The organism is Comamonas sp. (assembly GCF_036666375.1).
Lineage (GTDB): Bacteria > Pseudomonadota > Gammaproteobacteria > Burkholderiales > Burkholderiaceae_C > Comamonas.
In genome coordinates this window covers 19,496-46,158 of record NZ_JAVWWA010000006.1, presented here as the reverse complement: position 1 = coordinate 46,158, position 26,663 = coordinate 19,496, and the positions used below count along the sequence as shown (strand labels likewise).

The window sequence follows — 26,663 nt, the reverse complement described above, 5'->3', positions numbered from 1 at the left end:
GGCCGGCGCTTTCAGTAGCTCACGCGCAGCGTGAGATCGGCGCTGCGCGCCGCGCCCAGATAGGCCATGGTGCTGCTGACATTGGCCGCGTAGATTCGGTCGGTGGCATTGCGCAGGCGCAGCACCAGCGACATGTTGCGCTGGAGCTGGTAGCTCAGCCCCAGGTCCAGCAGCGTGTAAGCGGGCCAGCTTTGCGTGTTGGCGGCGTTGGCGTAGACCTTGCCCACATGGCGCAGCCCGGCGCTGGCCTGCAGCGCGGGCGTGAACGCATACGAAGTCCAGAGATTGGCGACGACTTCGGGGGTATTGGTCGGCCTGGTGCCGGCCAGCGATACGCCGCCCTGCTGGAAGTTCTCATAGCGCGCGCGCACCAGTCCCACATTGCCCTGGATGGACCAGGCGCGGCTGGGCTGCAGGCCCAGCGCCAGTTCCAGGCCCTTGGCCGACTGCTCGCCGACCAGCACCGTGAGCGCGCTGTTGTTCGGATCCTGCGAAGCGATGTTCTTGCGCGTGAGGTGGTAGGCGGCCAGCGTAGCGCTGCCTTTGCCGTTCCAGAAATCAAGCTTGCTGCCGACTTCCAGCTGCCGGCCCGTGGTCAGCGCGCTGTTGTTGCGCACATCGGCAAAAGAAGCCGTCGACAGCACGCCCGATGGTGGATCGGCGGCCGTGGCGTACTGCGCGTAGAGGTTGGCGCCGGGCGCGACATCCCAGACCACGCCGATGCGACCCGTGGTCGGCTGGTAGCTGCGCGCGAACGACGCGGGGTTGGCGGCCGTGACTTCGCGCCGGTTGGTCAACTCCAGCGCAATGCGTTCGTGGCGCAGCGCCGTGACCAGGTGCAGCGCGGGCGTGAGCGCGGTGCGGTTTTCCGCGTACAGCGCCGTGGTCTCGATGCGGTTGTCGCGGTCGGGCCTGAAGCCCGGCGCCATGCCGGGAATGTCGAAGAAATTCTCGGTGCCGAACGCATAGGGATTCACCGTGCTCACGGTCGCCGACAGGCTGTTGGGAAAGCGCGTCTGGCGGTTGAGGCTCAGCTCCAGGCCGAACGCCCAGTCGCTGCGCCGGCCCGCGATCTGGCCGTTGTAAGTGGCTTCGCTGCGGTTGCCGACCATGCGCTGGTCGTGGCGCTGCAGCAGCGCGGCCGAGCGGATCACGGCGCCGTTGTCGGCGTTGAAACGATAACTTTCGACATTGCGGTAGTCGCGCAAGGCGTCATACGCATAGAACGTGTTCTTGAACTGCAGGGCGTCGTTCACGCGCCAGTCGGTGATGGAACGCAGCCACTGCACGCGCTGGGCATAGAGGCCGTCGGCGCTGTTGTAGTTCTTCAAGCGCGTGCCTTCGTCTATGCCCAGGCGGCCCGTTGCCGGGTTGCGCAGCGGCGTGCCCCAGTAGGGCCGGTCCACGGTTTCGGTCTGGTACTCGTAGGCCAGCGTGTGGCGCAGGCCGCTGCCCAGGTCCGATAGCAGCGAGGTCGCCAGCTGGGTGGCGCGGCTGTGCGTGCCATCGGTCCAGCTGCCGCCGTCCTTGTGGTTCAGGTCCAGGCGGAAGAACTGGCCCTCGGCCAGGCGGCGGTTCAGGCCCAGCGAGGCTTCCTTGAGGTCGTCGCTTCCCAGGCGCAGCCGGCCTTCGGAAAAGTCGTGGCGCTCGGGCAGCTTGGTGAGGTAGTTGATCGTGCCGCCCACGCCGCCGGCGCCATACAGAAAGCTCGAGGCACCGCCAATCGCCTCTACGCGGTCGTAGATCCAGCTGTCGACCGGGCGCGCCGCAATGCTGTACTGCACATGGATGCCGTTGAACAGCTGGCTCAGCGAACTGCCGCCAAAGCCGCGGTAGCTCACGCCGATGTTGCCGGGCGCGTCGTGCGCGGTGACGCCGGCAATCGCCTGCAGGATTTCCTGCGTGTTGCGCGCGCCGCGCGCTTCTATCGTCGCGCGGTCGACCACCGTGACGGCGGCCGGCGTCTCGCGCGGCGTGAGGCCCAGGCGGCTGGCGGTTTCGGTGGGCGTGTCCAGCGGCAGCAGGCCGTTGGCCTGGGGCGCGGCGCTGGTGACTTCTACCGTGGGCAACGAAGGCGTGGCCTCCTGGGCCTGGGCCGTGAATGCGGTGGCGGCAAGCAATGCCGCGGCCAGGGGCTGGCGGCGATGGGGCACATGAATATGGGTCATGGAAATCTGGTCTTGACGAACGAGAGCCGTGGCCTGGCGCAGCGACAGGAATCCCTGCGGCCATGGGTCGGTTTTGGAGATAAAGGGATGGCGCTGCGGCGCAGCGTGGGGCGCGCGTGCGAACGCGGCCGGGCCGGGTGTGGCCTCAGTGGGGAGGGCGGCGGCCCGTGCAGGCGCGCCGGTGCGGCATGGCCGCGCAGAGGCTAGAGGGTCAGGCCGGCGGGCCGCGCGGCGGCAAGGGCGCGCCCGCGATCGCGGCAATGCGCGCCGAAACCACGGGCTGCAGCGCCCGGCCCAGCGGCTGGGGCTGGGCAATGAACTGCGCGGCCTGTGGCGGCGGCGGGGCGGTGATGCTCAGGCACAGCGGGCAGTCGAGCCCGTGCTGGCCGTTGGCCGTGACCTGCTGACCGTTGTCGTCGACGACGATCACTTTCATGCTGCCGTTGGCCGAGCACAGCATCTGCAGCGACTGCGGATTCACGATGGGGGAAGCCACGGCACATCCCAGCGTCAGGACGAACCAGACCATGACCAGTCGGGCCAGTGGTATGGAGTTGCGCAGGATTTGCATGACGGCACATTATGGCGTGGTCGCCGGCGGCTTGTGCGAATCCGCCTACAAACAACAACGGAGCCCTGGGGCTCCGTTGTGTGGTGACAAGGGCCGGGACCAGCCCGGACCGCAGGCCGATTTACTTGACCGCGGCGCGCGCGGCTTCGGCCTTGGCCTTGGCGGCGTCGGCCTTGGCCTGCAGGTCGGCGGCTTCGGCTTCGGCCGCCTTGGCTTCAGCAGCCTTGGCGTCCGCTGCCTTGTCGCCCGAAGGGCCGGCCATGGCGTTGCCGACCACACTGCCGGCGACGGCGCCGACAGCGGCCGCGCCCATCATGCCCATCATGCCGGGGCCGCGTGCGGGGGCCGCAGCTGCGGCGGGAGCCGCAGCGGCGGCAGGCGCTGCTGCTGCGGGCGCTGCCGCAGCGGGCGCTGCCGCGGCGGGAGTCGCCGGGCGCGCGGCCGTGGGCGCAGCCACGGGGGCTGGCGCGGGCGCGGTCTTGCCAATGCTGGCCGGGCGAACGGACTTGGAGCCGCCCATGCGTTTGGCGTGGGCCAGGCTAGGCGCGAGCAGCGCGGCGCAGGTCATGGCAAGCACGGAAACAGTGGCGCGGTAAGAAATGTTCACGGAGATTCCTAAATGAAAAGTCAACAGACAGATGACCCATGCGAAGACCGGCGCCGGCGGCTTGCGCAACCAGGCTCTCGGGCTCACGGAAAGTACATGGGGGGACTGCGCCGGAATGCAAGCGTTGCCGCGGGAAAGCCGGGTAACGATTGGTCAGCGCAGTGCGCGCGCTTGGAAGAAGTCGTTTTATGCGCGCAGCCGTTGATTCTAGGGCGCTGGCGCCGCGCCGCCGCAAAAATGACGGGGCGCGGCGCGGGCCATTGCCCGGCGCACCCGTTCAGCGGCTCAGCGCAGGATTTCCAGCAGGCGGTCCAGGCCGCCCTGGTTGATCGCGATCTGGGCTTCGGCGCGCACCCGCGGCTTGGCGTGGAAAGCCACCGACAGGCCCGCGGCGGCCATCATCGGCAGATCGTTGGAGCCATCGCCCACGGCAATGCATTGCTTGGGATCGATGCCCAGCAGCGAGGCCACCTCGAGCAGCGTGCGGCGTTTCTCGGCGCCGTCGCAGATGTCGCCCCAGGGCTGCTCGATCAGCCCGCCGGTCAGCACGCCGTTGTCGCTTTCGAGCATGTTGGCGCGCACGAAGTCGATGTTCAGCAGGCCGCGCACATGTTCGGCGAAAAAGGTGAAGCCGCCCGAGACCAGCAGCACCTTGAGGCCGGCCTTCTGGCAGGCCTGGACCAGTGTCTGCGCGCCCGGCGAGAGCTGCAGGCGCTGGTCGCGCACGCCGGCCATGTCGGCTTCGGTCACGCCCTTGAGCAGGGCCACGCGCTGGCGCAGGCTTTCCTTGAAGTCGGTGATCTCACCGCGCATCGTGGCTTCGGTGATCGCCGCGACTTCGGCTTTCTTGCCCGTGGCATCGGCGATCTCGTCGATGCACTCGATGGTGATCAGCGTCGAGTCCATGTCGAAAGCGATGAGCTTGTAGTCGCTCAGACGCAGGGGCGCAGGGGTGCGCTGGACCATCAGGCCGGGGGCAAATTCGGTAGCGGCGCTCATTGTGGGGCGGTGGAATGCAATAGGTGAAAAAAGTGCCGGCGCGCAAGCACCGGCAGGGGTTGCGTATTATCGCCTCGAGCGCCGGACAAGGCCCCGTCCTGGGGCTTACTGGGGCGTGAGTCCCGCGGCCTTGACCAGCTCCGCGTGCAGCTTGATTTCCTCGGCAATCGTCTGCTGCAGCTGCTGCGGCGTGGTGGGCGCGACTTCCATGCCGTTCTCGCCGAGCTTGGTCCGGATGTCGCCGGCCAGAATGCCGTGCACCGCGCGGTTGAGCTTGTCGATCACCGCGGGCGGTGTCTTTGCGGGCGCCAGCAGGCCGACCCAGGCCGACAGATTCAGATCGGCAAAGCCGCTTTCCGCCATGGTGGGCGTGTCCTTGAGCACGGGCGAGCGCTGCGGGCTCAGCAGGCCCAGCGCGTGCAGCTTGCCCGACTGGATATGCGGCAAGGCCTCGGGCAGCACCGCAAACAGCATGTCGACATTGCCGGCCAGCGTGTCGTTGACGGCCGGCGCGCCGCCCTTGTAGGGCACATGCAGCATGCTGGCCTTGGTGCGCGTCTCGAACATCAGCGCCGCCAGATGCTGGGGGCTGCCGTCGCCCGATGATGCATAGGTCAGCTTGCCCGGCGCGGCCTTGGCGGCCGCCAGCAGCGCCGCGACGCTGGGGAACTTCTGTCTGTCCTTGACGACCAGCACCATGGGCTGGTTGACCAGCTTGGTGATGGGCACGAAGTCGGCCTGCGGGTCGTAGGGCAGGGACTTGAAGATGCTCTTGTTGGTCGTGAGAAACGAGGCCGGCGAGATGGTCAGCGTATAGCCGTCGGCCGGCGCGCGCGCCACGGCGGGCAGGCCGATCTGGCCCGAGGCGCCGGCGCGGTTCTCGACGACGAAAGGCTGGCCCAGTTCGGCCGCGAGCTTCTGGCTCACGACGCGCGCAATCATGTCGGCGCTGCCGCCCGCGGGCAGGGCCACCATCACCTTGACAGGGCGTTCGGGGTAGCTGCCCTGGGCCAGCGCTGGCAAAGCCAGGCCCCCCGTGGCGAGTGCGCAGGCGAGGGCGGAAATCAGGCGTCGAAGATGCATGGCAAGGCTTTCGCAAAAGAACTGAAAGCAGGCGGTCTGCCTGCAGGAGAGCTTTTGCAAATCTTGTGCCAGCCTGGGTGGTGCGTGGGTCTTTTTTTCCTGGACGCTGTGGTTTGCGCCACATCGCATGGAAACCCCCGGGGCGCATTTGCCGCCCCTTCGGTTATTACGCCGCGACCGCTTCGGCCTTGAGCGGCTGGCCCAGGCTCCTGAGCACATCGCGCACCAGTTGGGCGCGCGCCATCGGGTCGGGCAGCGCGCGTTCTATGCGCAGCTTCTCGTTGCCCGCGAGCTTGATGTGCTTGTTCTTCTGGATCAGGCCGATGATGTTCATCGGGTCAATCGGCGGCTGGGGCTTGAACGTGATGGTGATCACCCCCGGCGCGGCATCGACCTTGACCACGCCATAGGGCTGGCTCAGCACGCGCAGCCGGTGCACGTCGATCAGCGTCTGCGCCTGCGGCGGCAGCTTGCCGAAGCGGTCGACGATTTCTTCCAGCAGGTTGTCGATCTGTTCGCTGGTCCTGGCTGTCGCCAGCTTCTTGTAGAACGACAGCCGCAGGTGGACATCGCCGCAATAGCTGTCGGGCAGCAGAGCGGGGGCGTGCAGGTTGATGTCCGTGGACACCGACAGCGGCGCCAGCAGATCGGGCTCCTTGCCTTCCTTGAGCGAGCGCACGGCCTCGGACAGCATCTCGTTGTAGAGCTGAAAGCCGACTTCCATCATGTTGCCGCTCTGGTTCTCGCCCAGCACCTCGCCCGCGCCGCGGATCTCGAGGTCGTGCATCGCCAGGTAGAAGCCGCTGCCCAGCTCTTCCATCTGCTGGATGGCGTCCAGCCGCTGCTGCGCCTGCTTGGTCAGGCTGTCGATGTCGGGCACCATCAGATAGGCATAGGCCTGGTGGTGGCTGCGGCCCACGCGCCCGCGCAGCTGGTGCAGCTGGGCCAGGCCGAACTTGTCGGCGCGGCTGATCAGAATGGTGTTGGCGCTGGGCACGTCGATGCCGGTCTCGATGATGGTCGAGCACAGCAGGATGTTGTAGCGCTGGGCCACAAAGTCGCGCATCACGCGCTCCAACTCGCGCTCGGGCATCTGGCCGTGGGCCACGGCAATCCGCGCCTCGGGCAGGATTTCCTCGAGCTTCTGGCGCCGGTTCTCTATGGTCTCGACTTCGTTGTGCAGGAAGTAGCACTGGCCGCCGCGCTTGAGTTCGCGCAGCACGGCCTCGCGGATCACGCCCGTGCCTTCGTTGCGCACGAAGGTCTTGATCGCCAGGCGGCGCTGCGGCGCGGTGGCAATCACGCTCAGGTCGCGCAGGCCCTCAAGCGCCATGCCCATGGTGCGCGGAATGGGCGTGGCGGTGAGCGTCAGCACGTCGACTTCGGCGCGCAGCGCCTTCATCTGCTCCTTGTGGCGCACGCCGAAACGGTGTTCCTCGTCGATGATCAGCAGGCCCAGGTCATGGAACTGCGTGGACTCCGACAGCAGCTTGTGCGTGCCGACGACGATGTCCACCGTGCCGTCGGCAATGCCTTTGACGGCCGCGGTGATCTCCTTGCCCGAACGAAAGCGCGAGACTTCGGCCACGCGTATCGGCCAGCGCGCGAAGCGGTCGACCAGCGTGCGGTAGTGCTGCTCGGCCAGCAGCGTGGTGGGCGCGAGAAACGCGACCTGCTTGCCGCCCGTGACGGCGACAAACGCCGCGCGCAGCGCGACTTCGGTCTTGCCGAAGCCCACATCGCCGCAGACCAGACGGTCCATGGGCTGGGGGCTGATCATGTCGTGCACCACGGCGTGGATCGCGGCCTTCTGGTCGGCAGTTTCCTCGAAGCCGAAGTCGTTGGCAAAGGTCTCGTAGTCCTGCGGGCTGTAGCGGAACGCATGGCCCTGGCGCGCGGCGCGGCGCGCGTAGATGTTGAGCAGCTCGGCGGCGGAGTCGCGCACCTGCTCGGCGGCCTTGCGCTTGGCTTTTTCCCACTGGTTGCCGCCGAGCTTGTGCAGCGGCGCATCCTCGGGCGACATGCCGGTGTAGCGGCTGATCAGCTGCAGCTGGCTCACGGGCACGTACAGCACGGCGTCGCCCGCATAGGCCAGGTGCAGGAATTCCTGCTGCGCGGGGCTGCCGTCGGGGTTTTGCTGGCCCACATCCATGTTGACCAGACCCTGGTAGCGGCCAATGCCATGCTGGCTGTGCACCACCGGGTCGCCGATCTGCAGTTCGGACAGGTCCTTGATCAGCGCCTCGACATCGCTGACCTGCTCCTGCTTCTTGCGCCTGCGCGTGGTCGGGCCGGCGGCAAACAGCTCGGTTTCGGTGACGAAGTCAATGCCCGCGCTGTCCCAGTGAAAGCCCGTGGCCAGCGGCGCCGTGGCAATGCCTATCTTCTCGCTGCCATCGGCCTCGAACTGCGCCAGCGAATCGAATGCCGGCGGGTTGAGCTGCGAGGCGCGGAAGAAGTCCAGCAGGCTTTCGCGCCGGCCGTCGCTTTCGGCGAGCAGCAGCACGCGCTGCGGGGTCTGCGCGAGGTGAGCGTGCAGGCGCGCGAGCGGGTCGTCGGCGCCGCGCACCACCGACAGGTCGGGCAGGGGCTGGAATTCGCCCGTGGCAAGCTGGTCGGTGGGCAGCTCGACGGCACGCACCGCCAGCTGCGCATAGCTCTTGGCGCGCAGATAGAACTGCTCGGCGCTGAGGAACAGCGACTCGGGCGGCAGCGCAGGGCGCTCGGGGTCGCCCTGCACCAGCCGGTAGCGGTCCTTGGTGTCCTGCCAGAAACGCTGGAAAGCGGGCTCGAGATCGCCGTGCAGCACCACCGTCGCCTCTTCGCCGAGGTAGTCGAACACCGTGGCGGATTCCTCGAAGAACAGCGGCAGGTAGTACTCGATGCCGGCCGTGGCCACGCCGTTGCCCATGTCCTTGTAGACGCGGCTGCGCGTGGGATCGCCTTCGAGCAGTTCGCGCCAGCGGCTGCGAAACAGCGCGCGCGCGTCGTCGTCCATGGGGAATTCGCGCCCGGGCAGCAGGCGCACTTCGGGCACGGGGTAGAGGCTGCGCTGGGTGTCGGGATCGAAAGTGCGTATCGAGTCGATCTCGTCGTCGAACAGGTCGACGCGGTAGGGCACGGCCGAGCCCATGGGGAACAGGTCGATCAGGCCGCCGCGCACCGCGTACTCGCCATGGCTCACGACCTGCGAGACATGCGAGTAGCCGGCCAGCGTCAGCTGGGCCTTGAGCTTGGCTTCGTCGAGCTTTTGCCGCACCTTGAAATGAAAGGTGTAGCCCGCGAGAAAGCTCGGCGGCGCCAGCCGGTACAGCGCCGTGGTGGCCGGCACCAGCACCACGTCGGCGCCGGTCGCATGGTCGTGCTGGCTGATGCGCCACAGCGTTGCCAGGCGCTCGCTGATCAGGTCCTGGTGCGGCGAGAACGTGTCGTAGGGCAGGGTTTCCCAGTCGGGAAACAGCGCGCAGCGCAGCTCGGGCGCGAAGAACGCCAGCTCCTCCATGAGGCGCTGGGCATCGCTGGCGTCGGCCGTGACGATGGCCGTGACACGGCCCGCGGCCTTTTCGCGGGCTCCCACCTGCGCCAGCAGCAGCGCGTCGGCGCTGCCCACGGGGCGGGGGAGAGTGAATCGTTTGCCGGGAGTGAGTTTGGGCAGTTCCATGCGGTAGGTCGTTGGCGACTGAGGATCGGCCGGGTGGCGGTCGGAAAGCAAGGGTCGATTCTAGAATGGCGCCCATGAACGATTCCCTGCCGCCTTCAATTGACCCATACGACGAAGCTGCTAACCGCAGTCCGGCCCGGCTCTGGGCCTTCGTGCCCTGCGCGGGCGTGGGTGCGCGCGCCATTGCCCCGGGCCAGCGCGCCGATCTGCCCAAGCAATACCAGCCGGTCGCAGGCCGGCCGCTGGTGCTGCACACGCTGGCGGCACTGGCCGGCGTCGCGCGGCTGTCGGGCACGCTGGTGGGGGTGAGCGCGGGCGACGGCTTCTTCGAGGCGCTGCCCGCCGACGCGGCGCCCACCTGGCGCGTGGCGGCCTGCGGCGGCGCGACGCGCGCCGACACCGTGCTGGGCGGTCTGGCCGAACTCGCCGCGCTGGGCGCGACCGAGGAAGATTGGGTGCTGGTGCATGACGCGGCGCGCTGCCTGCTCACGCCGGCCATGGTGGACCGGCTGATCGACGCCTGCCTGGGCGACCCCGTGGGCGGGCTGCTGGCCCATCAGCTGCCCGATACGCTCAAGGAGGCGCGGGTCGAAGGCGGGGTGGCGCGCGTGGCGGCGACGCTGCCGCGCGCCGGAAAATGGCTGGCGCAGACACCGCAGATGTTCCGCCTCGGGCCCTTGCGCGCCGCGCTGCAGGCCATGGGCGCGGCCGCGACCGACGAAGCCAGCGCCATCGAGGCCCAGGGCCTGCAGCCGCTGCTGGTGGCCGGCAGCGCGCAGAATTTCAAGGTCACCTACCCCGAGGACTTTGCGCTGGCCGCGGCCGTGATCGAGTCGCGCGAGCGCGCACGCATCGGATAATCGGCTTTCCAAGAGCTTTGCGAAAGTCGCGTCAACAATGTCTATTCAATTTCGTATCGGTGAAGGCTGGGATGTGCATGCGCTGGTGCCTGGCCGCAAGCTGATCATTGGCGGAATCGAGATTCCCCACAGCATGGGGCTGCTGGGCCATTCCGATGCCGATGTGCTGCTGCATGCAATCACCGATGCGCTGCTGGGCGGCGCGGCGCTGGGCGACATCGGCCGGCATTTTCCCGATACCGACCCTGAATTCAAGGGCGCGGACTCGCTCAAGCTGCTGGTCGAGGCCGCGCGCCGCGTGCGCGCCACCGGGCTGGAAATCGGCAACATCGACAGCACGGTGATTGCCCAGGCGCCCAAGCTCGCTCCCCATATCGGCGCGATGTGCGCCTGCATCGCGCAGGCGCTGGGCCTGGCGCTCGATCAGGTCAATGTCAAGGCCAAGACGGCCGAGAAACTGGGCCCGGTCGGGCAGCTGCAGGCCATGGAAGCGCGCGCTGCGGTGCTGCTGTTCAGGCCTGCTTAGCGCGCGGCGGCAACTGGCGCTTGACCTGCGGCCGTTGCAGGCGCTGCTCGGGGTCCTTGCCGTCGGGCAGGCTGGTGGCGCGCTGCAGCTGGATATGGGCCGCAAGGCCGCCTGAAGCGGTATTCGACAGCGCGAACACCCCGCCCATGCGCTGCACGGTCTTGTCGACGATGGACAGCCCCAGACCCGCGCCCGCGGCGGCGGTGCGCGCGGAGTCGCCGCGGAAGAACGGCTGGGTCAGACGCGCGAGCTGCTCGGGCGGCACGCCCTGGCCGCGGTCGCGAATGCGCATCACGACCCAGTTTTCGCGCGCCTTGGCCGTGACTTCCACCTGGGCGGTGTCGGTGTCCGGGCTCTTGCCGTAGCGGCGCGCATTCTCCAGCAGATTGGAGACCACGCGCGCGAGCTCGACTTCATCGGCGCGCACATAAAGCCCTTCGGGCACGTCCATGCTGATCTGCAGTTCGCGGTGATCCTGCACCGCATAGACGCAGGACGACACCACGGCGTGCAGGTTCACCGTGGTCAGCGTGACATGGTCGGGGCGGGCGTAATCGAGGAACTTGTCTATGGTCGCGTCGAGCTGCACGATGTCGGCGACCATATGGTCGCGCGCCACGTCATCGGCCACGCTCATCTCGGTTTCCAGCCGCAGCCGCGCCAGCGGCGTGCGCAGGTCGTGCGAGATGCCGGCCAGCATGACGGCGCGGTCCTGCTCGAGTTTGGAGAGCTTCTGCGCCATGCGGTTGAAGCCGATGTTGACTTCGCGGATCTCACTGGTGACCGCCTGCTCGTCGAGCTGGCTGGCTTCGAAATTGCCGTCGCGCACGCGGTTGGCGGCCTCGCTGAGCTGTTTGAGCGGCCGGTTGATGAGGCGTGCGATGACGGCTGCACCGGCCAGCGAAAGAACGCCCGCGGTGATCAGCCACACCAGCCAGGTGCGCCCGCCGGCCGGGCTGAAGCGCGAGCGGTCCATCAGCAGCCAGTTGGGGTCGCCGTTGATGGTGAATCCCACCCAGATGCCGGCTTCGCCATTCACGCTGCGCGCCACGATGGTGCCCGGACCCAGGCGCGCCGTCAGTTCGTCGTGCAGGCGGCTGCCGAGCGCGCTCTGGTCCAGCAGTTCGAACTTGTCGTTGGGTTCGCGCGGAAGAATGCGCACGCCTTCCTGGTCGGCCATGGTCTTGATCAGCGACACGCGGGCGATCGCGTCCGCATGCACCAGGGCCGCGCGGCTCAGATTCACCAGCGACGCCACCTGCTGCGCGGTGTGCAGTGTGCGCGGCTCGAACTCGAAGGCGCGCAGCGTCTGCAGCCAGGCCAGGATGCTGCCGACCAGCAGCAGCGCCAGCAGGCAGAACGTGCGCCAGAACAGGTTCAGATTCAGCCGCGAGCGCGAACGCGCGCCGCCGCGCCCATTGGTGTAGTCCAACGGAACGGGGCTGGTGGCGTCAGGAGCGGGAGCGGTGGATACGGTCATCGGTGGAATACCGCTGGTGGGCGGTAGCCCGGGCGGCATGGTGGATCTCAGTTATTGCCATCGGGAACGAACACATAGCCCACGCCCCAGACGGTCTGGATATAGCGCGGCGCGGCCGGGTCTTCCTCGATCAGCTTGCGCAGACGCGATACCTGCACGTCGAGGCTGCGGTCGAACGGCTCGAACTCGCGCCCGCGTGCCAGCAGGGCCAGCTTTTCGCGCGACAGGGGCTGGCGCGGGTGGCGCACCAAAGCCTTGAGCATCGCGAATTCGCCCGTGGTCAGCGGCAACTCCTCGCCATTTTTCTGCAGCACGCGCGTGCCCAGATCGAACGCGAACGGGCCGAAATTGACGATCTCGTTGTCGCCCGAAGGAGCGCCGGGCGCCTCTTGCGGAGGGCGGCGGCGCAGCACGGCGTGGATGCGCGCCAGCAGTTCGCGCGGGTTGAAGGGCTTGCCCAGGTAATCGTCGGCGCCGACTTCGAGGCCCACGATGCGGTCCACGTCTTCGCCCTTGGCGGTCAGCATGATGATGGGCGTACGGTCGTTGGCTGCGCGCAGACGGCGGCAGATAGACAGGCCGTCTTCTCCGGGCATCATGAGATCGAGCACGATCAGATCCACGGTTTCGCGCAGAAGAATGCGGTTCAAGGCCTTGCCGTCTTCGGCAATCATGATCTCGAAGCCTTCTTGTGTCAGGTAGCGGCGCAGCAGATCGCGGATGCGCGCGTCGTCATCGACAACCAAAATCTTGTCGGTGCGGTTGGTCTGTGTGCCCATGTTTGCGTCCTCGGTCCAATATGTAACAGAGCCCATTCTGACCAGCTTGTGCGCCGAAATCCGCGTTTTCGGGCAAACCCTGACCAACTGTTACAAGTTTTGCGCGGGTCGCCCAAACGTGTCGCAATGACTTACATGGGTTTGGGTGCTGCGCTGCCAGGGGGTGGCGGTGTTTGCCGCTATGCTGGGGCCGCCTTAATCATTCCCAGGAGCATGCATGAAGAAATTGGCCCAATGGATTGCGGTGGGTGCATTGAGCGCGGCCGCCGGCATGGCCTGCGCGCAGACCATGCCCGAACCGTCGAATGTGCTGCAGCTGTCGAGTTCGGGCACCGTGGAAGTCACCCAGGATCTGCTGGTCATGACGCTGGCCGCGACGCGCGAAGGCAGCGATGCCGCCGCCGTGCAGACGCAGTTGCAGCAGGTGCTCGACGCGGCGCTGACCGCCGCCAAGCGCCAGGCCCAGCCCGGACAGCTCGATGTGCGCACCGGCAGCTTTGGCATCTACCCGCGCAACAACAAGGACGGCAAGGTCACGGGTTGGCAGGGCAGGGCGGAGCTGGTGCTGCAGGGCCGCGACTTCGATCGCATCACGCGCACCGCCGCGCAGATCAACGGCATGCCCGTGAGCCAGACCGGTTTTGCGCTGTCGCGCGAAGCGCGCGCCAAGGTCGAGGGCCAGGCACAGTCCGAAGCCATTGCCAATTTCCAGGCCAAGGCCCAGTCGCTGGCCCAGGCGTTTGGCTTCCAGCGCTATACCGTGCGTGAAGTATCGGTCAACAGCAACGACATGGGCTACCCCGCGCCGCGCATGGCCATGATGGCCAAGGCAGGCATGGCCGAGGACGCGCAGATTCCGGTCGAAGCCGGCAAGAGCCAGGTGGTGGTGAATGTGTCGGGTTCGGTGCAGATGGTGAAATAAGGCCCCCACGCTTGCTCGCTTCGCGTAGCCGCTGCCCCCCAAGGGGGCCGTCCGCCGCCTTGGGGCGGTCCGGCGGCGGCGGATACGTGCCTCATTGATCGAATTGCCTTACTGGCACTTCCTCTTTAAGCAGGGCCGGCCGTTCATGGGTGGATGTGCCTGCCAGGGGACTCAGCACGAGCGAATAATTACCGTCGCTTCACTATGCCCGTTCGTCCTGAGCCTGTCGAAGGATGAACGTCCTGTGCACCCAACATGAGGGCAGGCCGTTCATGGTTAGACGCGGCCGGCGGGCTCACCACGAACGGATGAGGGCGCGAACTGCGCCCTTCAGATCACTGCGCCGCCCAGCCCCCGTCCATGTTCCAGGCCACGCCGCGCACATTCGCGCCGGCGGGCGAGCAGAAGAACACGGCCAGCGCGCCCAGCTCCTCGGGCGTGGTGAACTGCAGCGAAGGCTCCTTTTCGGACAGCAGCTGTTTTGTCGCTTCCTCGATGCTGATGCCCTGGTCGGCGGCCTTGGCGTCGACCTGCTTTTGCACCAGCGGCGTCAGCACCCAGCCGGGGCAGATCGCATTGCAGGTGATGCCCGTGGTCGCGTTCTCGAGCGCGCAGACCTTGGTCAGGCCGATCAGGCCGTGCTTGGCCGCGACATAGGCCGACTTGTTGGCCGAGCCCACCAGGCCGTGCACCGAAGCCACGTTGATGATGCGCCCCCAGCCCTTGCCGTTGGCTGCAGCCTGCATGGAAGGCAGCACCAGGCGCGTGGCGTGGAAAGCGCTCGACAGATTGATGGCAATGACCGCGTCCCAGCGTTCGGGCGCGAAATCCTCGATGGGCGAGACATGCTGGATGCCGGCGTTGTTCACGAGAATGTCGACCTGGCCGAAATTGCGCACGCTGTAGTCGATCATGTCCTCGATGTCGGCCACGCGCGTCATGTCGGCGCCATGGTAGGCCACCTTGGCGCCGGCCGCGTGTCCCGCGGCCTGCACTTGCGCGCGCGGGCCGTCGACGTCGCCGAAGCCGTTGAGCACGATGTTCGCGCCCTGTTGTGCCAGGGCCGTGGCGATGCCCAGGCCTATGCCGCTGGTGGATCCAGTGACGAGTGCAGTTTTGCCTTTCAGCATGGAAGGTCTCCGAATGAATTACGATGCATTATCGAACCGTGCTGCTGGATTGTGCCCCCATGAATGAACCTACGCTGAACTACGTACTGTGCCCCGGAGCTGCCGCCGTGCCGCAGGGCGTGGGGACCGATGCCGATGTACACCGCATGGCCTACTGGGAATGGAATGCCACCGGCGACCCCCATCACCCGCATGTGGTGGTCTGCGTGCATGGCCTGTCGCGCCAGTCGCGCGACTTCGATGTGCTGGCGCGCGCGCTCAGCCGTCATGTGCGCGTGATCTGCCCCGATGTCGCGGGCCGCGGCCACAGCGACTGGCTCGCCGATCCCATGGACTACGGCCTGCAGCGCTACGCGAGCGACATGCAGACGCTGATTGCCCAGCTGCAGGCGCGCAGCCCGCTGCACACGCTCGACTGGGTCGGCACCAGCATGGGCGGGCTGATAGGCATGCTGCTGGCCAGCGAGTCGCCCTTTGCCTCGCCGGTGCCGATACGGCGCCTGGTGCTCAACGATGTCGGTCCGCGCGTGCAATGGCAGGCGCTGCTGCGCATTGGCGAATACCTGGGCCAGCCGCTGGTCTTCACTTCGCTGGCCCAGGCGGCCGAGGCGCTGCGCCTGATTTCCGCGGGCTTCGGACCACATACCGAACAGCAGTGGCTGGATCTGACCGCGCCCATGCTCAAGCCGCGCCTCGAAGGCGGGCTGCAGCTGCACTACGACCCCGACATCGCCATGCCTTTTCAGGCGATGAACCCCGACATGGCGCTGGCTGGCGAGGCCTTGCTGTGGGCGGCGTATGACAGCATCCGCGCGCAGACGCTGCTGATCCGCGGCGAGCAGTCCGATCTGCTGTCGGTCGAGACCGCGCAGGCCATGGTCGAGCGCGGGCCGCGCGCGCGCTGCGTGACGCTGCCCGGCTTCGGCCATGCACCCACGCTGGTCGCCGCTCCCCAGGTCGCGCTGGTGGCGCAGTTCCTGCTGCCCGGGTGGACAGCAGATCAAGAGGATATGGCGGCCGAACCGGCGCTGGAAAGCGGAGCACGCCCATGAAAAGTGCGTTGACGATTGCACCCGCCGCCGAGAACGCTGCGGCGAACGGCATTCCCGAAGCCGTGCCGCAGCTAATCATGGCGACGGCGACCACCCTGCCCGAGCAGGTCGACGCGCTGGCGCGCGCGCGCGCTTTTGCCGAGCCGCTGCTGGCCAACGAATGCATGGCCTCGGGCGAGAACACGCTGGCCCACGCCGATGCGGTCGCCGCCATCCTGAAAGGTATCGGCGGCTCGGAGACCATGCAGGCCGCCTGCTATCTGGTGCATGCGAGCTTTCACCTGAACAAGCCGCAGGAAGTGATTTCCAAGGCGTTCGGCGAGAACTTCGCGACGCTGGCGGTGGAAACCACCAAGCTGATGCGCGTGCAGCAGCAGGCGCGTGACGCCGAGAACTCATCCCAGCTGGTCGACGGCGTGGCCGCGCAGACCGAGACCGTGCGCAAGATGCTGCTGGGCTTTTCGCGCGACCTGCGTGTGGTGCTGCTGCGCCTGGCATCACGCCTGCAGACGCTGCGCTACTACGCGGCCAGCAAGCACCCGGTGTCGCCGGGCATTGCGCGCGAAGCGCTGCATGTGTTCGCGCCGCTGGCCAACCGGCTGGGCATCTGGCAGATCAAGTGGGAGCTCGAAGACCTGTCTTTCCGCTTTCTCGAGCCCGACACCTATCGCGAGATCGCGCGCCTGCTCGACGAGAAGCGCACCGAGCGCGAAGTCTTCATGGAGCAGCTGCGCGGCCGCCTCGAGAGCGATCTGCGCGCCTACAGCATCAGCGCCACCGTGCAGGGCCGGCCCAAGCATATCTACAGCATCGTCAAGAAGATGCGCGGCAAGTCGCTGGATTTCGACCAGGTGTTCGACATCCGCGCGCTGCGCGTGGTCGTGCCCACCATCAAGGACTGCTACACCGCACTGTCCTGGGTGCACGAGCGCTTCACGCCCATAGAAGCCGAGTTCGACGACTACATCGCGCGCCCCAAGGCCAACGGCTACCAGTCGCTGCACACCGTGGTGCGCGACGAGAACGGGCGCGCCATCGAAATCCAGATCCGCACCCAGGCGATGCACGACCATGCCGAGAACGGCGTGGCCGCGCACTGGGCGTACAAGGAGGCCGGCTCCAAGGGCTATGCAGGCGTCACGGCGAGCAGCGAGTACGATGCGAAGATCGCGGTGCTGCGCCAGCTGCTGGCCTGGGGCAGCGACCTGGCCGGCACGCCTTCGCACCGCGGACTGTTCGAGGACCGCATCTATGTGCTCACACCGGACGCGGCCGTGATCGAACTGCCCCAGGGCGCGACGCCCGTGGACTTCGCCTATTCGGTGCACACCAGCCTGGGCCACCGCTGCCGCGGTGCGCGTGTCGACGGCGCGATGGTGCCGCTGAACACGCCGCTGCAAAACGGCCAGACCGTGGAGATCACCACCGTCAAGGAAGGCCGGCCGTCACGCGACTGGCTCAATGCCGAACTCGGGTATCTCACCAGCCACCGCGCGCGCGCCAAGGTGCGCGCCTGGTTCAATGCCCAGGCCACGCATGAAACCGTGGCGCGCGGCCGCGAAGCCGTCGAGAAGCTGATGCAGCGCGAAGGCAAGACGGCAATGAAGCTCGACGACCTCGCGGTGCAGCTGGGCTTCAAGTCGGCCGATGCCTTGTTCGAAGTCGTCGGCAAGGACGAGTACTCGCTGCGCAACATCGAAGCCGTGCTGCGCCCGCCCGAGCCCGAAGAGGAGGAGGAGGCGTTCTCGCCGGTGCGCAAGGCGCGCGGCAGCGACACCGTGCCCAAGGGCGGGGTGCTGGTGGTCGGCATCGATTCGCTGATGACCCAGCTGGCCAAATGCTGCAAGCCCGCGCCGCCCGACGACATCCGCGGCTTCGTCACGCGCGGCAAGGGCGTGAGCGTGCACCGCCATGACTGCTCGAACTTCCGCGAGATGGCGGCGCGCAACGCCGAGCGCGTGATCGACGTGGCCTGGGGCACGCCCAAGGCGGCTGTCGGCGCGGCGGTCTATCCGGTCGACGTCTCGGTCGAGGCCACCGACCGCCAGGGCCTGCTGCGCGACATCTCCGATGTGTTTGCGCGCGAGAAGACCAATGTGATCGGCGTGCAGACCCAGTCCGTCAAGGGAACGGCCTGGATGACCTTCACCGTGGAGGTCGCCGATTCGGGCCGCCTCAACAAGGTGCTGGCCATCGTCGCCGGCGTGTCGGGCGTGCGTTCGGCGCGCCGGCGCTGAAGAAAATCGGCGCTTTTTGCAAAAAAGTCATGAAGTTGGGAAAAACGCGTTTTTCCCGATGCTATACTTTATGAATCGAACAACAGGCGCGTAGCTCAGCTGGTTAGAGCACCACCTTGACATGGTGGGGGTCGTTGGTTCGAGTCCAATCGCGCCTACCAACTAACCATTGGTACAAAGCCTTCCAGATCATCGGTCTGGAAGGCTTTTTCTTTTGTTGCTTCGTTGCGCGCCTTAGCTTTCCAGAAATCGTTGCACAGCCTGCGCCGCAGCGGGAAACTCCAAACCCCGGGTGCGGCTGATCACATCGTGCAATCTGGTTTGGTCGGCACTCGATATGCGCGGCAAAAGCTCCTCGACAAGATCCACGGCGCGCAGGTTGCCCGCGAGCAGCAGCATTTTTATCTCGCTCAGATGCGCGACCAGCTGTTCGGGGCTCACGGTTTCTGCTGCAGGCGTTGCGGCTTGCTGCGAAGCGGGCTCCGACGCCCACAAGGCGGCGCGCAGCGCTGCATCGCTGGCCGTCAGAAGCTGCTCAAGTCGGGCCAACGTATCCGGGGGGAACACCGACGAGACTTCCGCATGCCTGTTTTTTCGGACTTGCTGCTCCAGGTCCGACGCCACTGCGGCGAGTTTGCGTGCCCCCACCGTGGCGGCCAGCCCCTTCAAGGCATGCATGGTGGCGCCGGCCGCCGCCAACTCTGCGGCGTTCACCTGCGAGGCCAGCTCGTCCAACAAGCGGTCTCCTTCCGGTTTGTAGCCGTTCAAAGCCTTGCGGTAGATCTCCGTCTTCTGTCCGAATCGCTGCATCAAAACGGGCAATGCGTCCACGTCATCCTCGCTGGGTGCCGATGGCGAATCTGCCGGTGCCGGCGAGACCCGTACCGGGCGCCGTCCAGCCAAGGACAAGAGGCGTGGAACCACTTCGTCCATGTCTATCGGTTTGCCCACATGGTCGTTCATTCCTGCGGCCAGACAGTCCATGCGGTCCGACACGGAAGCATTGGCCGTCATGGCCAGAATCGGCAACAGCTGCCCGCGCACATGCGCCCGGATGCGGCGAGCGGCCTCCAGGCCGTCGATGTCGGGCATCTGCACATCCATGATGACCACATCGAAGTCGGCATCTTCCTCCAGCGCCATGGCCACGCCCTGCAGGCCGCCTTCGGCGAGCGCCAACTCGGCGCCTTCTTCCCGCAACAGTTCGAACGCGATCTGCCGGTTCAGCGCGTTGTCCTCGACAAGCAACAGCCGCAAGCCCGCCAGGCGCCGGGCCGACACATGCTCGAACGCAGCCGGCTTGGCCTGCCCGTTCTTGACGGCCAAGGCCGCGCGAACCGAATCGACCAGTTGCTGCGGGGTCACGGGCTTGCTCAAAAAATCCACGAACGGCGGCTCGCCCTGCTGGGCGACATCGAACAAAGTCTCGCGCCCGAAAGCGGTCACCATGATGATCAGCGGACGATCATCCCCTGTCATTTGCTGTGTGATCAACGATGCCGCGCCCAGGCCGTCCAAGCCAGGCATGCGCCAGTCCATCAGAATCACATCGTAGGGCCGACCTTGCTCGAAAGCCCGGCGTGCACGGTCGACGCCCGCTTGGCCGCTCGATTCGCAGTCCACTTCCCAATCGTTGAGTTCCAGCGTTTTGACAAAGATCTCCCCCACCAGGGGATTGTCATCCACCACCAAAATGCGCAGTCCCTGGGGAAGATCGCTTGCGCCGTGGACCATAGGTACAGGGGCGGCGACGGGCAAGGTGAGGTCAAAAGAGAAGCTGCTGCCTTTGCCGAAATCGCTGTGCACCGTCAGTTCGCCGCCCATCAAGGTGACCAGGCGTTTGCAGATTACCAGTCCCAGCCCGGTTCCACCAAAGCGGCGCGTCGTCGAGGCCTCGGCTTGCGTGAATCCCTCGAAAATCCGCGCCAACTGTTCCGGGTGGATACCAATGCCCGTGTCGGTCACGGCCACGCGCAAGGTCACTTGCCCCTGTGAGGCCGCTCGCTGAACCAGGCTGATCACCACCTGGCCGTGCTCCGTGAACTTCTGGGCGTTGCCCGCAAGGTTGATCAGTATCTGCTGCAGTCGCATGCGATCGCCGACCACGGCGGCGGGCAACTGGGGGTCCATTTCAAACACTACCTCTACGTCGCTGTCGTTGCGGCTGCCGCTGAGCATCACCGCCAGATCGCGCATCAGGCCTTCCAGCTCGAAGGGGTGGGGGTCCAGCTGCAGCTTGCCGGCCTCCATCTTGGAGAAGTCCAGAATGTCGTTGAGCAGGCCCAGCAACAACTTGGCCGCGCCTTGTGCCTTGTTGACGTAGTCTCTTTGGCGGCTGTTCAACTGCGTCATTCCGGTCAACTGGAGCATTCCCAGCACCGCGTTCAGCGGGGTGCGAATTTCGTGGCTCATATTGGCCAGGAACTGGCCCTTGGCTTGACTGGCTTGTTCGGCATGCCGTTTTGCCTCGATGAGGCTTGCCTCGAACTGCTTGCGTTCCGTAATGTCGGTCGCCATGCCCAGATACCCGACAATGGTTCCCACGTCGTTTCTGATGGTGGTCATGGCCAGCGTGACAGGCAGGTGCCGGCCGTCCTTGCACACATACGTCCACTCGCGTTTTTCTGCGCCTTCAACTTCCGAAACATGCACCAATGCGCGCGTGCCCTCGATGCGGTCTGCGTGGAGTGCGCTGAGTTGCGCGGCACGCGCATTCACCTCGTCGCGCAAATGAAACCGCGCCGCAGGGGTGGCCAGTACTTCGTCTTCTGCATAGCCCAGCAGACGTTCGGCGCCGGCGTTGAACAGCGTGATCCTGCCGTCCACGCCGGTGGCGATGATGGCGACCTCCGAGGCGGCTCTGAGCACGCTGCGCAGCAACACATTCAGCCGGTCCACTTCGGCATTCGCAGCCTTTCGACTGGTAATGTCTATGCGCAGTGCAATGAAACGATCCGGCATGCCTTCACCGCTTGCCAGGGGCGCAAAGACGGAGTCGAACCACAACAGGCCGCCATCCTTGGCGCGGTTGCAGATTTCGCCGTGCCATGCATGGCCACCGGTCAGTCGCTCCCATACGGTTTGCCAGAACGCGGGCGAGTGCACTCCTGACGCAAGCAAATCGTGCCTTTGCCCGACCAGTTCGTGCCGGCTGTAGCCATGCACTTCGCAGAAACGGTCATTGACCTCGGTCATGCGCCCATCGCGGTCCGTGACCGAAAACAGCATTTGCTGATTGATGGTGCTGAGCAAGACTTCGTTCTCATGCAAGGCCGCAGTCAACTTCAGGCGGCTTTCCACAAGGTCGGTGACGTTGTGCACCACCACGTAGAAACCTTGGACCGCGCCATCGACAATGTCTGGCAGATAGTGCACCAATGAATGCCGACTGCCTTGGGAAGGGGAAGGAACGGTGCGTTCGAAAGACTGGGGCTCACCGCGCAAGGCTGCCTCGACATGGACCCGGTTGTGCTCGAACAGCTTGTCTCCCAGCAACTGCCGCATGGATGTGCCGGGCAGGCAGCCGGGCGCGACGCCGAACCCGCTGTGGTAGGCATGGTTGGCAACCCGGTTGATCAGGTTCTTGTCCCAATAACCAATCATCGAGGGCACCGCGTCCAGCACCGTGCGCAAGGCGCGCTGGGCAGACTCCAGCTCGAAAGTTCGCTGGGTGACTTGTTCTTCCAGGTGCTCGTTGAGTTGACGCACCTGGCACTCGGCTTCCTTCTGTCTCGAGATGTCCCGCACGGTCTTGGAGGCCCCCACAATCTTTCCGGCGTCGTTGTAGATGGGGGAAACCGTGACGGACACGTCGATCAAGCTGCCATCCCTGCGTTGGCGCTGTGTTTCAAAATGCTGAACGTGGTCGCCGTTCGAAATGCGCCTGAGGATTTCGGCTTCCTCCGATTTGCGCGTCGCTGGCACAACCAACTCGACCAGCGGCCGTCCAAGGGCCTCTTTCGCGTCAAAACCAAAAATGCGCGTGGCCCCTGCATTCCAACTGGTGACGACGCCGTCAAGTTGCTTGCCGATGATGCCGTCGTCCGAGCTTTCCACAATGGCGCCCAGTTTCGCCTGGGCCCGCAGCAGCTGTTGCTTGCGTTGGCGTACGGTGCCCCAGGCCCACGCCAAGGCCGCCCCCGTCAAAGTGGCAATGCCGCCTATCAACGCCACAGTGCTGGGGGGCGTCAGATTCAATGCGGTGGTGAACGCCGGATAGGCTTGCACAGTCCACTCCCAGCTGCGACCCAAGACCTCCTGTCGGGCGGTGTACACATAGGTGGGAGCCGATTCCCTGGCTTGTTTGGATGACTGATAGAACACGAGCGGCTCGCCCGGCGACGTCACATCGCGCAGCTCTGCGTGCAGTGCGTGCGCGGGAAGGTTCATGTTTCCCAGAACGTCCGCCATGGACAATGCCGCATAGCTCCAGCCATAGCCGGCAGCGACCCGCTCGGCCTCGGTGGGCGGAGTGACTTCCGTGCGGTATATGGGCAGCAACAAAAGAAAGGACTGGTTGATGGCGCCATCGGCCTGCACAAGAGTGATCGGTGCCGACAACTGGGCTACGCCGGCACGCATCGCGGCGTCTGCGGCCTGGCGCCGCCGGCTTTCGGAAGCGATATCCAGGCCTATCGCCTGCTCGTTGGTTTGTTCCGGCTCGAAATACTGGATCACGTAGCGTTCACCTTCGTGCGGCCGAAAGGCATGCACCACGAAGTTGGGTGCGCCATCGAGCCGCGCTGCCTTCTCGAAGGCGGCCACCTGCGCGGGTGGAACGCGGCGCACAAACCCCATGCCGCGTGCGCCGGGGAATTCCACCGCCAGGTCGCGGCTCAGGCTGTAGCGTTGAAAAGCCCGGCGACTGAGTCCGAATTCACCCGCAGTAATCACGGCTCCACGGATGCCGCGCAGACCATATTGGTAGCGTTGCACACGGTCCTGGAGCTCCGCCGCCGACTTCTCGCCGACCTCAGCCAATGCTTCGCGCGCCGTTCGCTCGTTATCAGCGGCAAGCTCCGAGACCAGAAAGGCGGTGGAGGAAAAGCCGATCAGCAGCACGGCAAGGGGCCAGGCAATGGTGCGCGCCCATGACGCCGGCTTCAGGAGCATGGTTGACCGCGCCGCAGAAACGCGCGCATGTCGGCTTCGGGCATGGGCCTGGCGAACAGAAAGCCCTGCATGACCTCGCAGCCCAACGCCCGCAATGCCTGGTTGTGTCCCTCGGTTTCCACGCCTTCGGCGACCAGCTTCAACTCCATTGCCTGGGCCATCTTGATGATGGCGGAAACAATAGCCAGGCTGCTGTCGTCCAGCAGCAGGCCGCGCACAAAGCTCTGGTCAATCTTCAGCACGTCGATCGGAAATTGCTTCAGATAGGCCAGGCTGGAGTAGCCAGTGCCGAAATCATCTACCGCGATCGACAGGCCCAGTGACTTGAGTTCCGTGATGGTTTTCAGCGTATCTTCGACATTCCTGGCCAACACGCTTTCGGTGATCTCGAGCTCCAGCAGGTGGGCAGGCATGTCGGTCGAACGCAGTATTTCCCGCACCAGCGGGACAAAAGCGCTCTTTTCCAGCTGAACAGCGGACACATTCACCGCCACGCAAATGGAAAAGCCGGCCTCGTGCCATGCCCGTGCATCCAGGCAGGCCTGTCGAAGAACAAGCGCGCCAATAGCGACAATCATGCCCGTTTCTTCGGCCAGGGGAATGAATTCCAAAGGTGGCACCAACTTGTCATCTGGTTTGCGCCAGCGCACAAGTGCCTCGGCACCGGTCGTACGGTTGCTGGCGGCGTCGATCTTGGGTTGATAGTGCACTTCGAATTCGTGGCGTTCCAGCGCCAGGCGCAGGGCCTGTTCCATGTCGAAGCGGGCGCGTGCTCTTTCCTCGATGTCGGCAGAGAAGAAGCAGTATCGGCCGCGGCCCTGTTGCTTGGCACGGTACATCGCGGCATCCGCATGGCGGAACAGCGTCTCGCTGTCGTCGCTTTCGTCGGGAAACACCGCGATACCCACGCTGAGCGACAGGTCGAAGCGCACGCCATCCAGCAGATAGGGTTGCGAGGCCGTTGTGAGCAGCCGATTCGCGAGAACACCCACGTAGTCCACCGACTCCAGTTCTGGCAGCAGCACGATGAACTCGTCCCCACCTTGTCGGCTGAGGGTATCGCTTTCACGCAATATGCCTTGAAGCCTAAGGGCCACCTGCTGCAAAAGCCTGTCCCCCACGGAATGCCCCACCGAATCGTTGATGTGTTTGAAGTGATCCAGATCCAGCACCATCAACGCCACCCCCTTGCCACTGCGGCGTGCCGTTTGAACGGCCTGCGCGGTGCGGTCCAGCAGGCGCATGCGGTTGGGTAAGTTGGTCAGTGGATCATGGTTGGCCAGATGCGTCATCTTCACGGCCAGTGCCAGTGTTTCGCTCGCATCGTGGAACACGATGATTGCCCCGGTCATATTGCCGGCCTGGTCAAGAATGGGCGCTGCGGAATCCTCCACCGTGGAGAGTTGACCGTCGCGGCGCTGCAAGATGGTGTTCAACGCCATGCTCACCGTGCGGCGTTCGCGCAATGCCAGGCGAATCGGATTGGGGATGGTGCAGCCATTGCTATCGCGCAGTGGCATGACTTGCTCGACCGCTTCGCCCATGGCTTCGTGGCCTATCCAGCCGGTCATGGTCTCGGCGATGGGGTTCATGAAAGTCACTGAACCATGGAGGTCCGTGGCGATGACTGCGTCGCCTATGGAGTTGAGCGTGATCCGAAAACGCTCTTTTTCGTCACACTCGGCCTGTTCCGCCAGCTTGCGCCGGGTCACGTCGGTGATCAGCATGAGAAAGCCTGCGTTCAGATCCAGATGGGTCCGACTGACCAACGAAACCTGCGCGTAGGCAACGCAATCATCCGGATGTAAAAAGCGCAGTTCGAACGAGACATCGTGCCCGGCCAGCACGTCGTTCAACCCGGGCTGGAGCAGGTCGAAGGTCGATTCGCCAACGATATCGCGAACATGCATCCCGGGCATGTCTGATGCGGCCATGCCAAACCAATGGCCCGACACATCGTTGGCCCAGATGTTGGTGAGCTCACTCGTCCAGTTGGCAATGAAGGCTGGCACGTGATGCACCACCTCCGACAGGTTGCGTTGCGCAATCGACAATTGCCTCGATTTCAGCCGCAACATCAGATGGGTACGCGCGCGCGCCCGGGCCACAGAAATGTTGAATGGCTTGTGCAGAAAGTCCACACCGCCCAGATTCAGCGCCTGCAATTCGTGAACGCTGTCGTCATGGGACGTCACGAAGATGATGGGAATGTCCGACAGCCTTGGATCGGCCTTCATCCGCCGGCAGACTTCGTAACCGTCCATGCCGGGCATTTCGATGTCCAGCAGAACCAGGTCGGGCACATTGTTTTGGGTGAACTCCAGCGCTTCTTGGCCACTCACGGCAAAGTGTATCTCCCCGAGATCACGAAGGGCCTCGCGCAGCAACAGAATGTTGCTTGGCCGGTCATCGACGATGAGGATCGAAACCGATCCTGAGTCGAAGTGCATATCAACTGACACGGGACCACCTTTCAGTTTTGCAGGGACCATTGCAATTGAAGTGTATGCATCACCGTGAAAGCAAGCAACATGGATTGCCCCTTTATTCCGATAAACCACTCCGCCGCCGCATTCACGTTTTGTCGCTCGGTCCGGTGAATGCATGCGTTTTTCCGAATACCGTTTCGCCCCAATCTATGCAGCTGCGCGGCGCGGTAACTGCTGGTAACTCAGCCTGGCGCGCTATTTTCCATAGCCATTGAAGCACTCTGCGCAGCCAGCGTCGCAGCTTGACGGGCATGGCGCGCGAAAAGGAGACGCGCGCACCCAAAGCGGGAGCGTCGATTGCCTAAATATTTTTATCGAAATATCAATGAAATTGGTATTAATGATTAAAGATCAAGAATTGATGAAAACCAAAGAAAATTCGCCAGCGGGCGAAACCCCTCATCCAACCGGCAATCCTTGCCTTTACCCACAGATTCTCCCTGCAAGGGGGAAACTCCACGCGATTCCGGCCAGGCGGCCCAGGGCTTGCCGCAAGACCCTATTTTCCGGCGAAGGACAGCGCGCGCGGGTCAGATAAACGGGTTGGGGCGGGGGACCAGCGGCAAGCCAGCTCATCGAGTCGGCCTACTGGGCGCCGGTATGGATCACGCGGGCGCCGACCTGGAGTCCGGCGACGGGAGCCCGCCAATCGAGGCCTGTGCGCGCGCAATTCCGGCACGCCAACGGTGTCGCTGTCCGTGTTGCGCTGCGCCGACTGGATATGGTGACGTCGCCGCGCAGCGAGAGGGTCTGGCGCTCGTCCCTGGCTTCCATCTCGCCATCGCCATCTCCAAAGACGCCGTTGAAGCGCCGGCCCATGTCGGCATGCTCCTGGAATGCTGCTCGAAGGCGAGGTGGACTTGTCGCATGGCGCGCGCTCGCGATTGCCCAGCAGATCGTGCGGCTGCCGGTGCTGGCCTCCTTGATGCACAACCGGTCTTTCGAGCGCCGTACGCTGCAGCTGGTGGCGCCAGCCCATGCCGCGCT

16 protein-coding genes and 1 tRNA gene are annotated in these 26,663 nt (G+C 65.2%); 6 read left to right on the top strand and 11 right to left on the bottom strand.

Annotation, left to right across the window (positions count from 1 at the left end; genetic code table 11):
- Window positions 1-11: 11 nt before the first annotated feature.
- The 6 genes from RR928_RS02430 to mfd form a co-directional block, all read right to left on the bottom strand.
- On the bottom strand, window positions 12-2,168 hold the full coding sequence (locus RR928_RS02430) for a TonB-dependent receptor (RefSeq protein ID WP_332681399.1): 2,157 nt from the start codon (window positions 2,166-2,168) through the stop codon (window positions 12-14).
- Window positions 2,169-2,379: 211 nt separating this feature from the next.
- A complete protein-coding gene (locus RR928_RS02425) occupies window positions 2,380-2,739 on the bottom strand; it encodes a DUF2946 family protein (RefSeq protein WP_332534317.1) in 360 nt (119 codons plus the stop codon).
- Between the two features lie 121 nt (window positions 2,740-2,860).
- Window positions 2,861-3,346, bottom strand: coding sequence for an ABC transporter substrate-binding protein (locus tag RR928_RS02420; protein ID WP_332681397.1), 486 nt, complete (start codon window positions 3,344-3,346; stop codon window positions 2,861-2,863).
- Between the two features lie 285 nt (window positions 3,347-3,631).
- Window positions 3,632-4,345, bottom strand: coding sequence for a phosphoserine phosphatase SerB (gene serB, locus RR928_RS02415; protein ID WP_332534313.1), 714 nt, complete (start codon window positions 4,343-4,345; stop codon window positions 3,632-3,634).
- 105 nt (window positions 4,346-4,450) lie between these two features.
- Window positions 4,451-5,428, bottom strand: coding sequence for a Bug family tripartite tricarboxylate transporter substrate binding protein (locus RR928_RS02410; RefSeq protein WP_332534311.1), 978 nt, complete (start codon window positions 5,426-5,428; stop codon window positions 4,451-4,453).
- 166 nt (window positions 5,429-5,594) lie between these two features.
- The gene (gene mfd, locus RR928_RS02405) at window positions 5,595-9,089 is read right to left on the bottom strand and encodes a transcription-repair coupling factor (RefSeq protein ID WP_332681394.1); all 3,495 of its coding nucleotides are present in this window, start codon (window positions 9,087-9,089) and stop codon (window positions 5,595-5,597) included.
- 74 nt (window positions 9,090-9,163) lie between these two features.
- Here mfd and RR928_RS02400 point away from each other — a divergent pair, with 74 nt between their 5' ends.
- Window positions 9,164-9,949 carry an IspD/TarI family cytidylyltransferase gene (locus RR928_RS02400; protein ID WP_332537199.1) on the top strand — a complete coding sequence of 262 codons (786 nt, stop codon included), beginning with the start codon at window positions 9,164-9,166 and terminating at the stop codon, window positions 9,947-9,949.
- A 43-nt stretch (window positions 9,950-9,992) separates the two neighbouring features.
- The gene (gene ispF, locus RR928_RS02395; RefSeq protein ID WP_332537205.1) at window positions 9,993-10,475 is read left to right on the top strand and encodes a 2-C-methyl-D-erythritol 2,4-cyclodiphosphate synthase; all 483 of its coding nucleotides are present in this window, start codon (window positions 9,993-9,995) and stop codon (window positions 10,473-10,475) included.
- Here the strand turns inward: ispF and RR928_RS02390 are convergent.
- Window positions 10,462-11,955, bottom strand: coding sequence for an ATP-binding protein (locus tag RR928_RS02390; RefSeq protein WP_332537197.1), 1,494 nt, complete (start codon window positions 11,953-11,955; stop codon window positions 10,462-10,464). The genes ispF and RR928_RS02390 overlap by 14 nt on opposite strands.
- Window positions 11,956-12,002: 47 nt before the next feature.
- Window positions 12,003-12,734 (bottom strand): osmolarity response regulator transcription factor OmpR, encoded by a 732-nt coding sequence (gene ompR / locus RR928_RS02385; RefSeq protein ID WP_159916808.1) that lies wholly within the window; start codon window positions 12,732-12,734, stop codon window positions 12,003-12,005.
- A 217-nt stretch (window positions 12,735-12,951) separates the two neighbouring features.
- Here ompR and RR928_RS02380 point away from each other — a divergent pair, with 217 nt between their 5' ends.
- Entirely contained in the window at window positions 12,952-13,656 is a 705-nt protein-coding gene (locus RR928_RS02380) for an SIMPL domain-containing protein (RefSeq protein WP_332537195.1), read from the top strand.
- Between the two features lie 335 nt (window positions 13,657-13,991).
- Here the strand turns inward: RR928_RS02380 and RR928_RS02375 are convergent, their stop codons facing one another.
- Window positions 13,992-14,786, bottom strand: a complete 795-nt coding sequence (locus tag RR928_RS02375; RefSeq protein ID WP_332537193.1) for a 3-hydroxybutyrate dehydrogenase — start codon at window positions 14,784-14,786, stop codon at window positions 13,992-13,994.
- 59 nt (window positions 14,787-14,845) lie between these two features.
- Between RR928_RS02375 and RR928_RS02370 the strand changes: the two genes are divergently transcribed.
- The 3 genes from RR928_RS02370 to RR928_RS02360 all read left to right on the top strand — a co-directional run bounded on the left by RR928_RS02370 (window position 14,846) and on the right by RR928_RS02360 (window position 18,236).
- Window positions 14,846-15,838 (top strand): alpha/beta fold hydrolase, encoded by a 993-nt coding sequence (locus RR928_RS02370; RefSeq protein WP_332537192.1) that lies wholly within the window; start codon window positions 14,846-14,848, stop codon window positions 15,836-15,838.
- Window positions 15,835-18,075, top strand: a complete 2,241-nt coding sequence (locus tag RR928_RS02365) for a RelA/SpoT family protein (RefSeq protein WP_332681389.1) — start codon at window positions 15,835-15,837, stop codon at window positions 18,073-18,075. Before RR928_RS02370 ends, RR928_RS02365 begins: the two co-directional genes overlap by 4 nt.
- Window positions 18,076-18,159: 84 nt before the next feature.
- Window positions 18,160-18,236: transfer RNA gene (locus RR928_RS02360), tRNA-Val, on the top strand.
- 73 nt (window positions 18,237-18,309) lie between these two features.
- On the opposite strand, the gene RR928_RS02355 is transcribed toward RR928_RS02360, so the two are convergent.
- Together RR928_RS02355 and RR928_RS02350 are read right to left on the bottom strand one after the other, a co-directional pair.
- Window positions 18,310-23,187, bottom strand: a complete 4,878-nt coding sequence (locus RR928_RS02355; RefSeq protein WP_332681387.1) for a CHASE domain-containing hybrid sensor histidine kinase/response regulator — start codon at window positions 23,185-23,187, stop codon at window positions 18,310-18,312.
- Entirely contained in the window at window positions 23,178-25,649 is a 2,472-nt protein-coding gene (locus tag RR928_RS02350; protein ID WP_332681385.1) for a two-component system response regulator, read from the bottom strand. The genes RR928_RS02355 and RR928_RS02350 overlap by 10 nt, the downstream gene beginning before the upstream one ends.
- Window positions 25,650-26,663 lie beyond the last annotated feature (1,014 nt).

Bases quoted from the DNA above. Each gene is read 5' to 3' on its own strand.
- RR928_RS02430 (WP_332681399.1), bottom strand. From the start codon at position 2,168: ATGACCCATATTCATGTGCCCCATCGCCGCCAGCCCCTGGCCGCGGCA.
- RR928_RS02410 (WP_332534311.1), bottom strand. From the start codon at position 5,428: ATGCATCTTCGACGCCTGATTTCCGCCCTCGCCTGCGCACTCGCCACG.
- RR928_RS02390 (WP_332537197.1), bottom strand. From the start codon at position 11,955: ATGACCGTATCCACCGCTCCCGCTCCTGACGCCACCAGCCCCGTTCCG.
- RR928_RS02425 (WP_332534317.1), bottom strand. From the start codon at position 2,739: ATGCAAATCCTGCGCAACTCCATACCACTGGCCCGACTGGTCATGGTC.
- mfd (WP_332681394.1), bottom strand. From the start codon at position 9,089: ATGGAACTGCCCAAACTCACTCCCGGCAAACGATTCACTCTCCCCCGC.
- RR928_RS02355 (WP_332681387.1), bottom strand. From the start codon at position 23,187: ATGCTCCTGAAGCCGGCGTCATGGGCGCGCACCATTGCCTGGCCCCTT.
- RR928_RS02365 (WP_332681389.1), top strand. From the start codon at position 15,835: ATGAAAAGTGCGTTGACGATTGCACCCGCCGCCGAGAACGCTGCGGCG.
- RR928_RS02400 (WP_332537199.1), top strand. From the start codon at position 9,164: ATGAACGATTCCCTGCCGCCTTCAATTGACCCATACGACGAAGCTGCT.
- RR928_RS02375 (WP_332537193.1), bottom strand. From the start codon at position 14,786: ATGCTGAAAGGCAAAACTGCACTCGTCACTGGATCCACCAGCGGCATA.
- serB (WP_332534313.1), bottom strand. From the start codon at position 4,345: ATGAGCGCCGCTACCGAATTTGCCCCCGGCCTGATGGTCCAGCGCACC.
- ompR (WP_159916808.1), bottom strand. From the start codon at position 12,734: ATGGGCACACAGACCAACCGCACCGACAAGATTTTGGTTGTCGATGAC.
- RR928_RS02380 (WP_332537195.1), top strand. From the start codon at position 12,952: ATGAAGAAATTGGCCCAATGGATTGCGGTGGGTGCATTGAGCGCGGCC.
- RR928_RS02370 (WP_332537192.1), top strand. From the start codon at position 14,846: ATGAATGAACCTACGCTGAACTACGTACTGTGCCCCGGAGCTGCCGCC.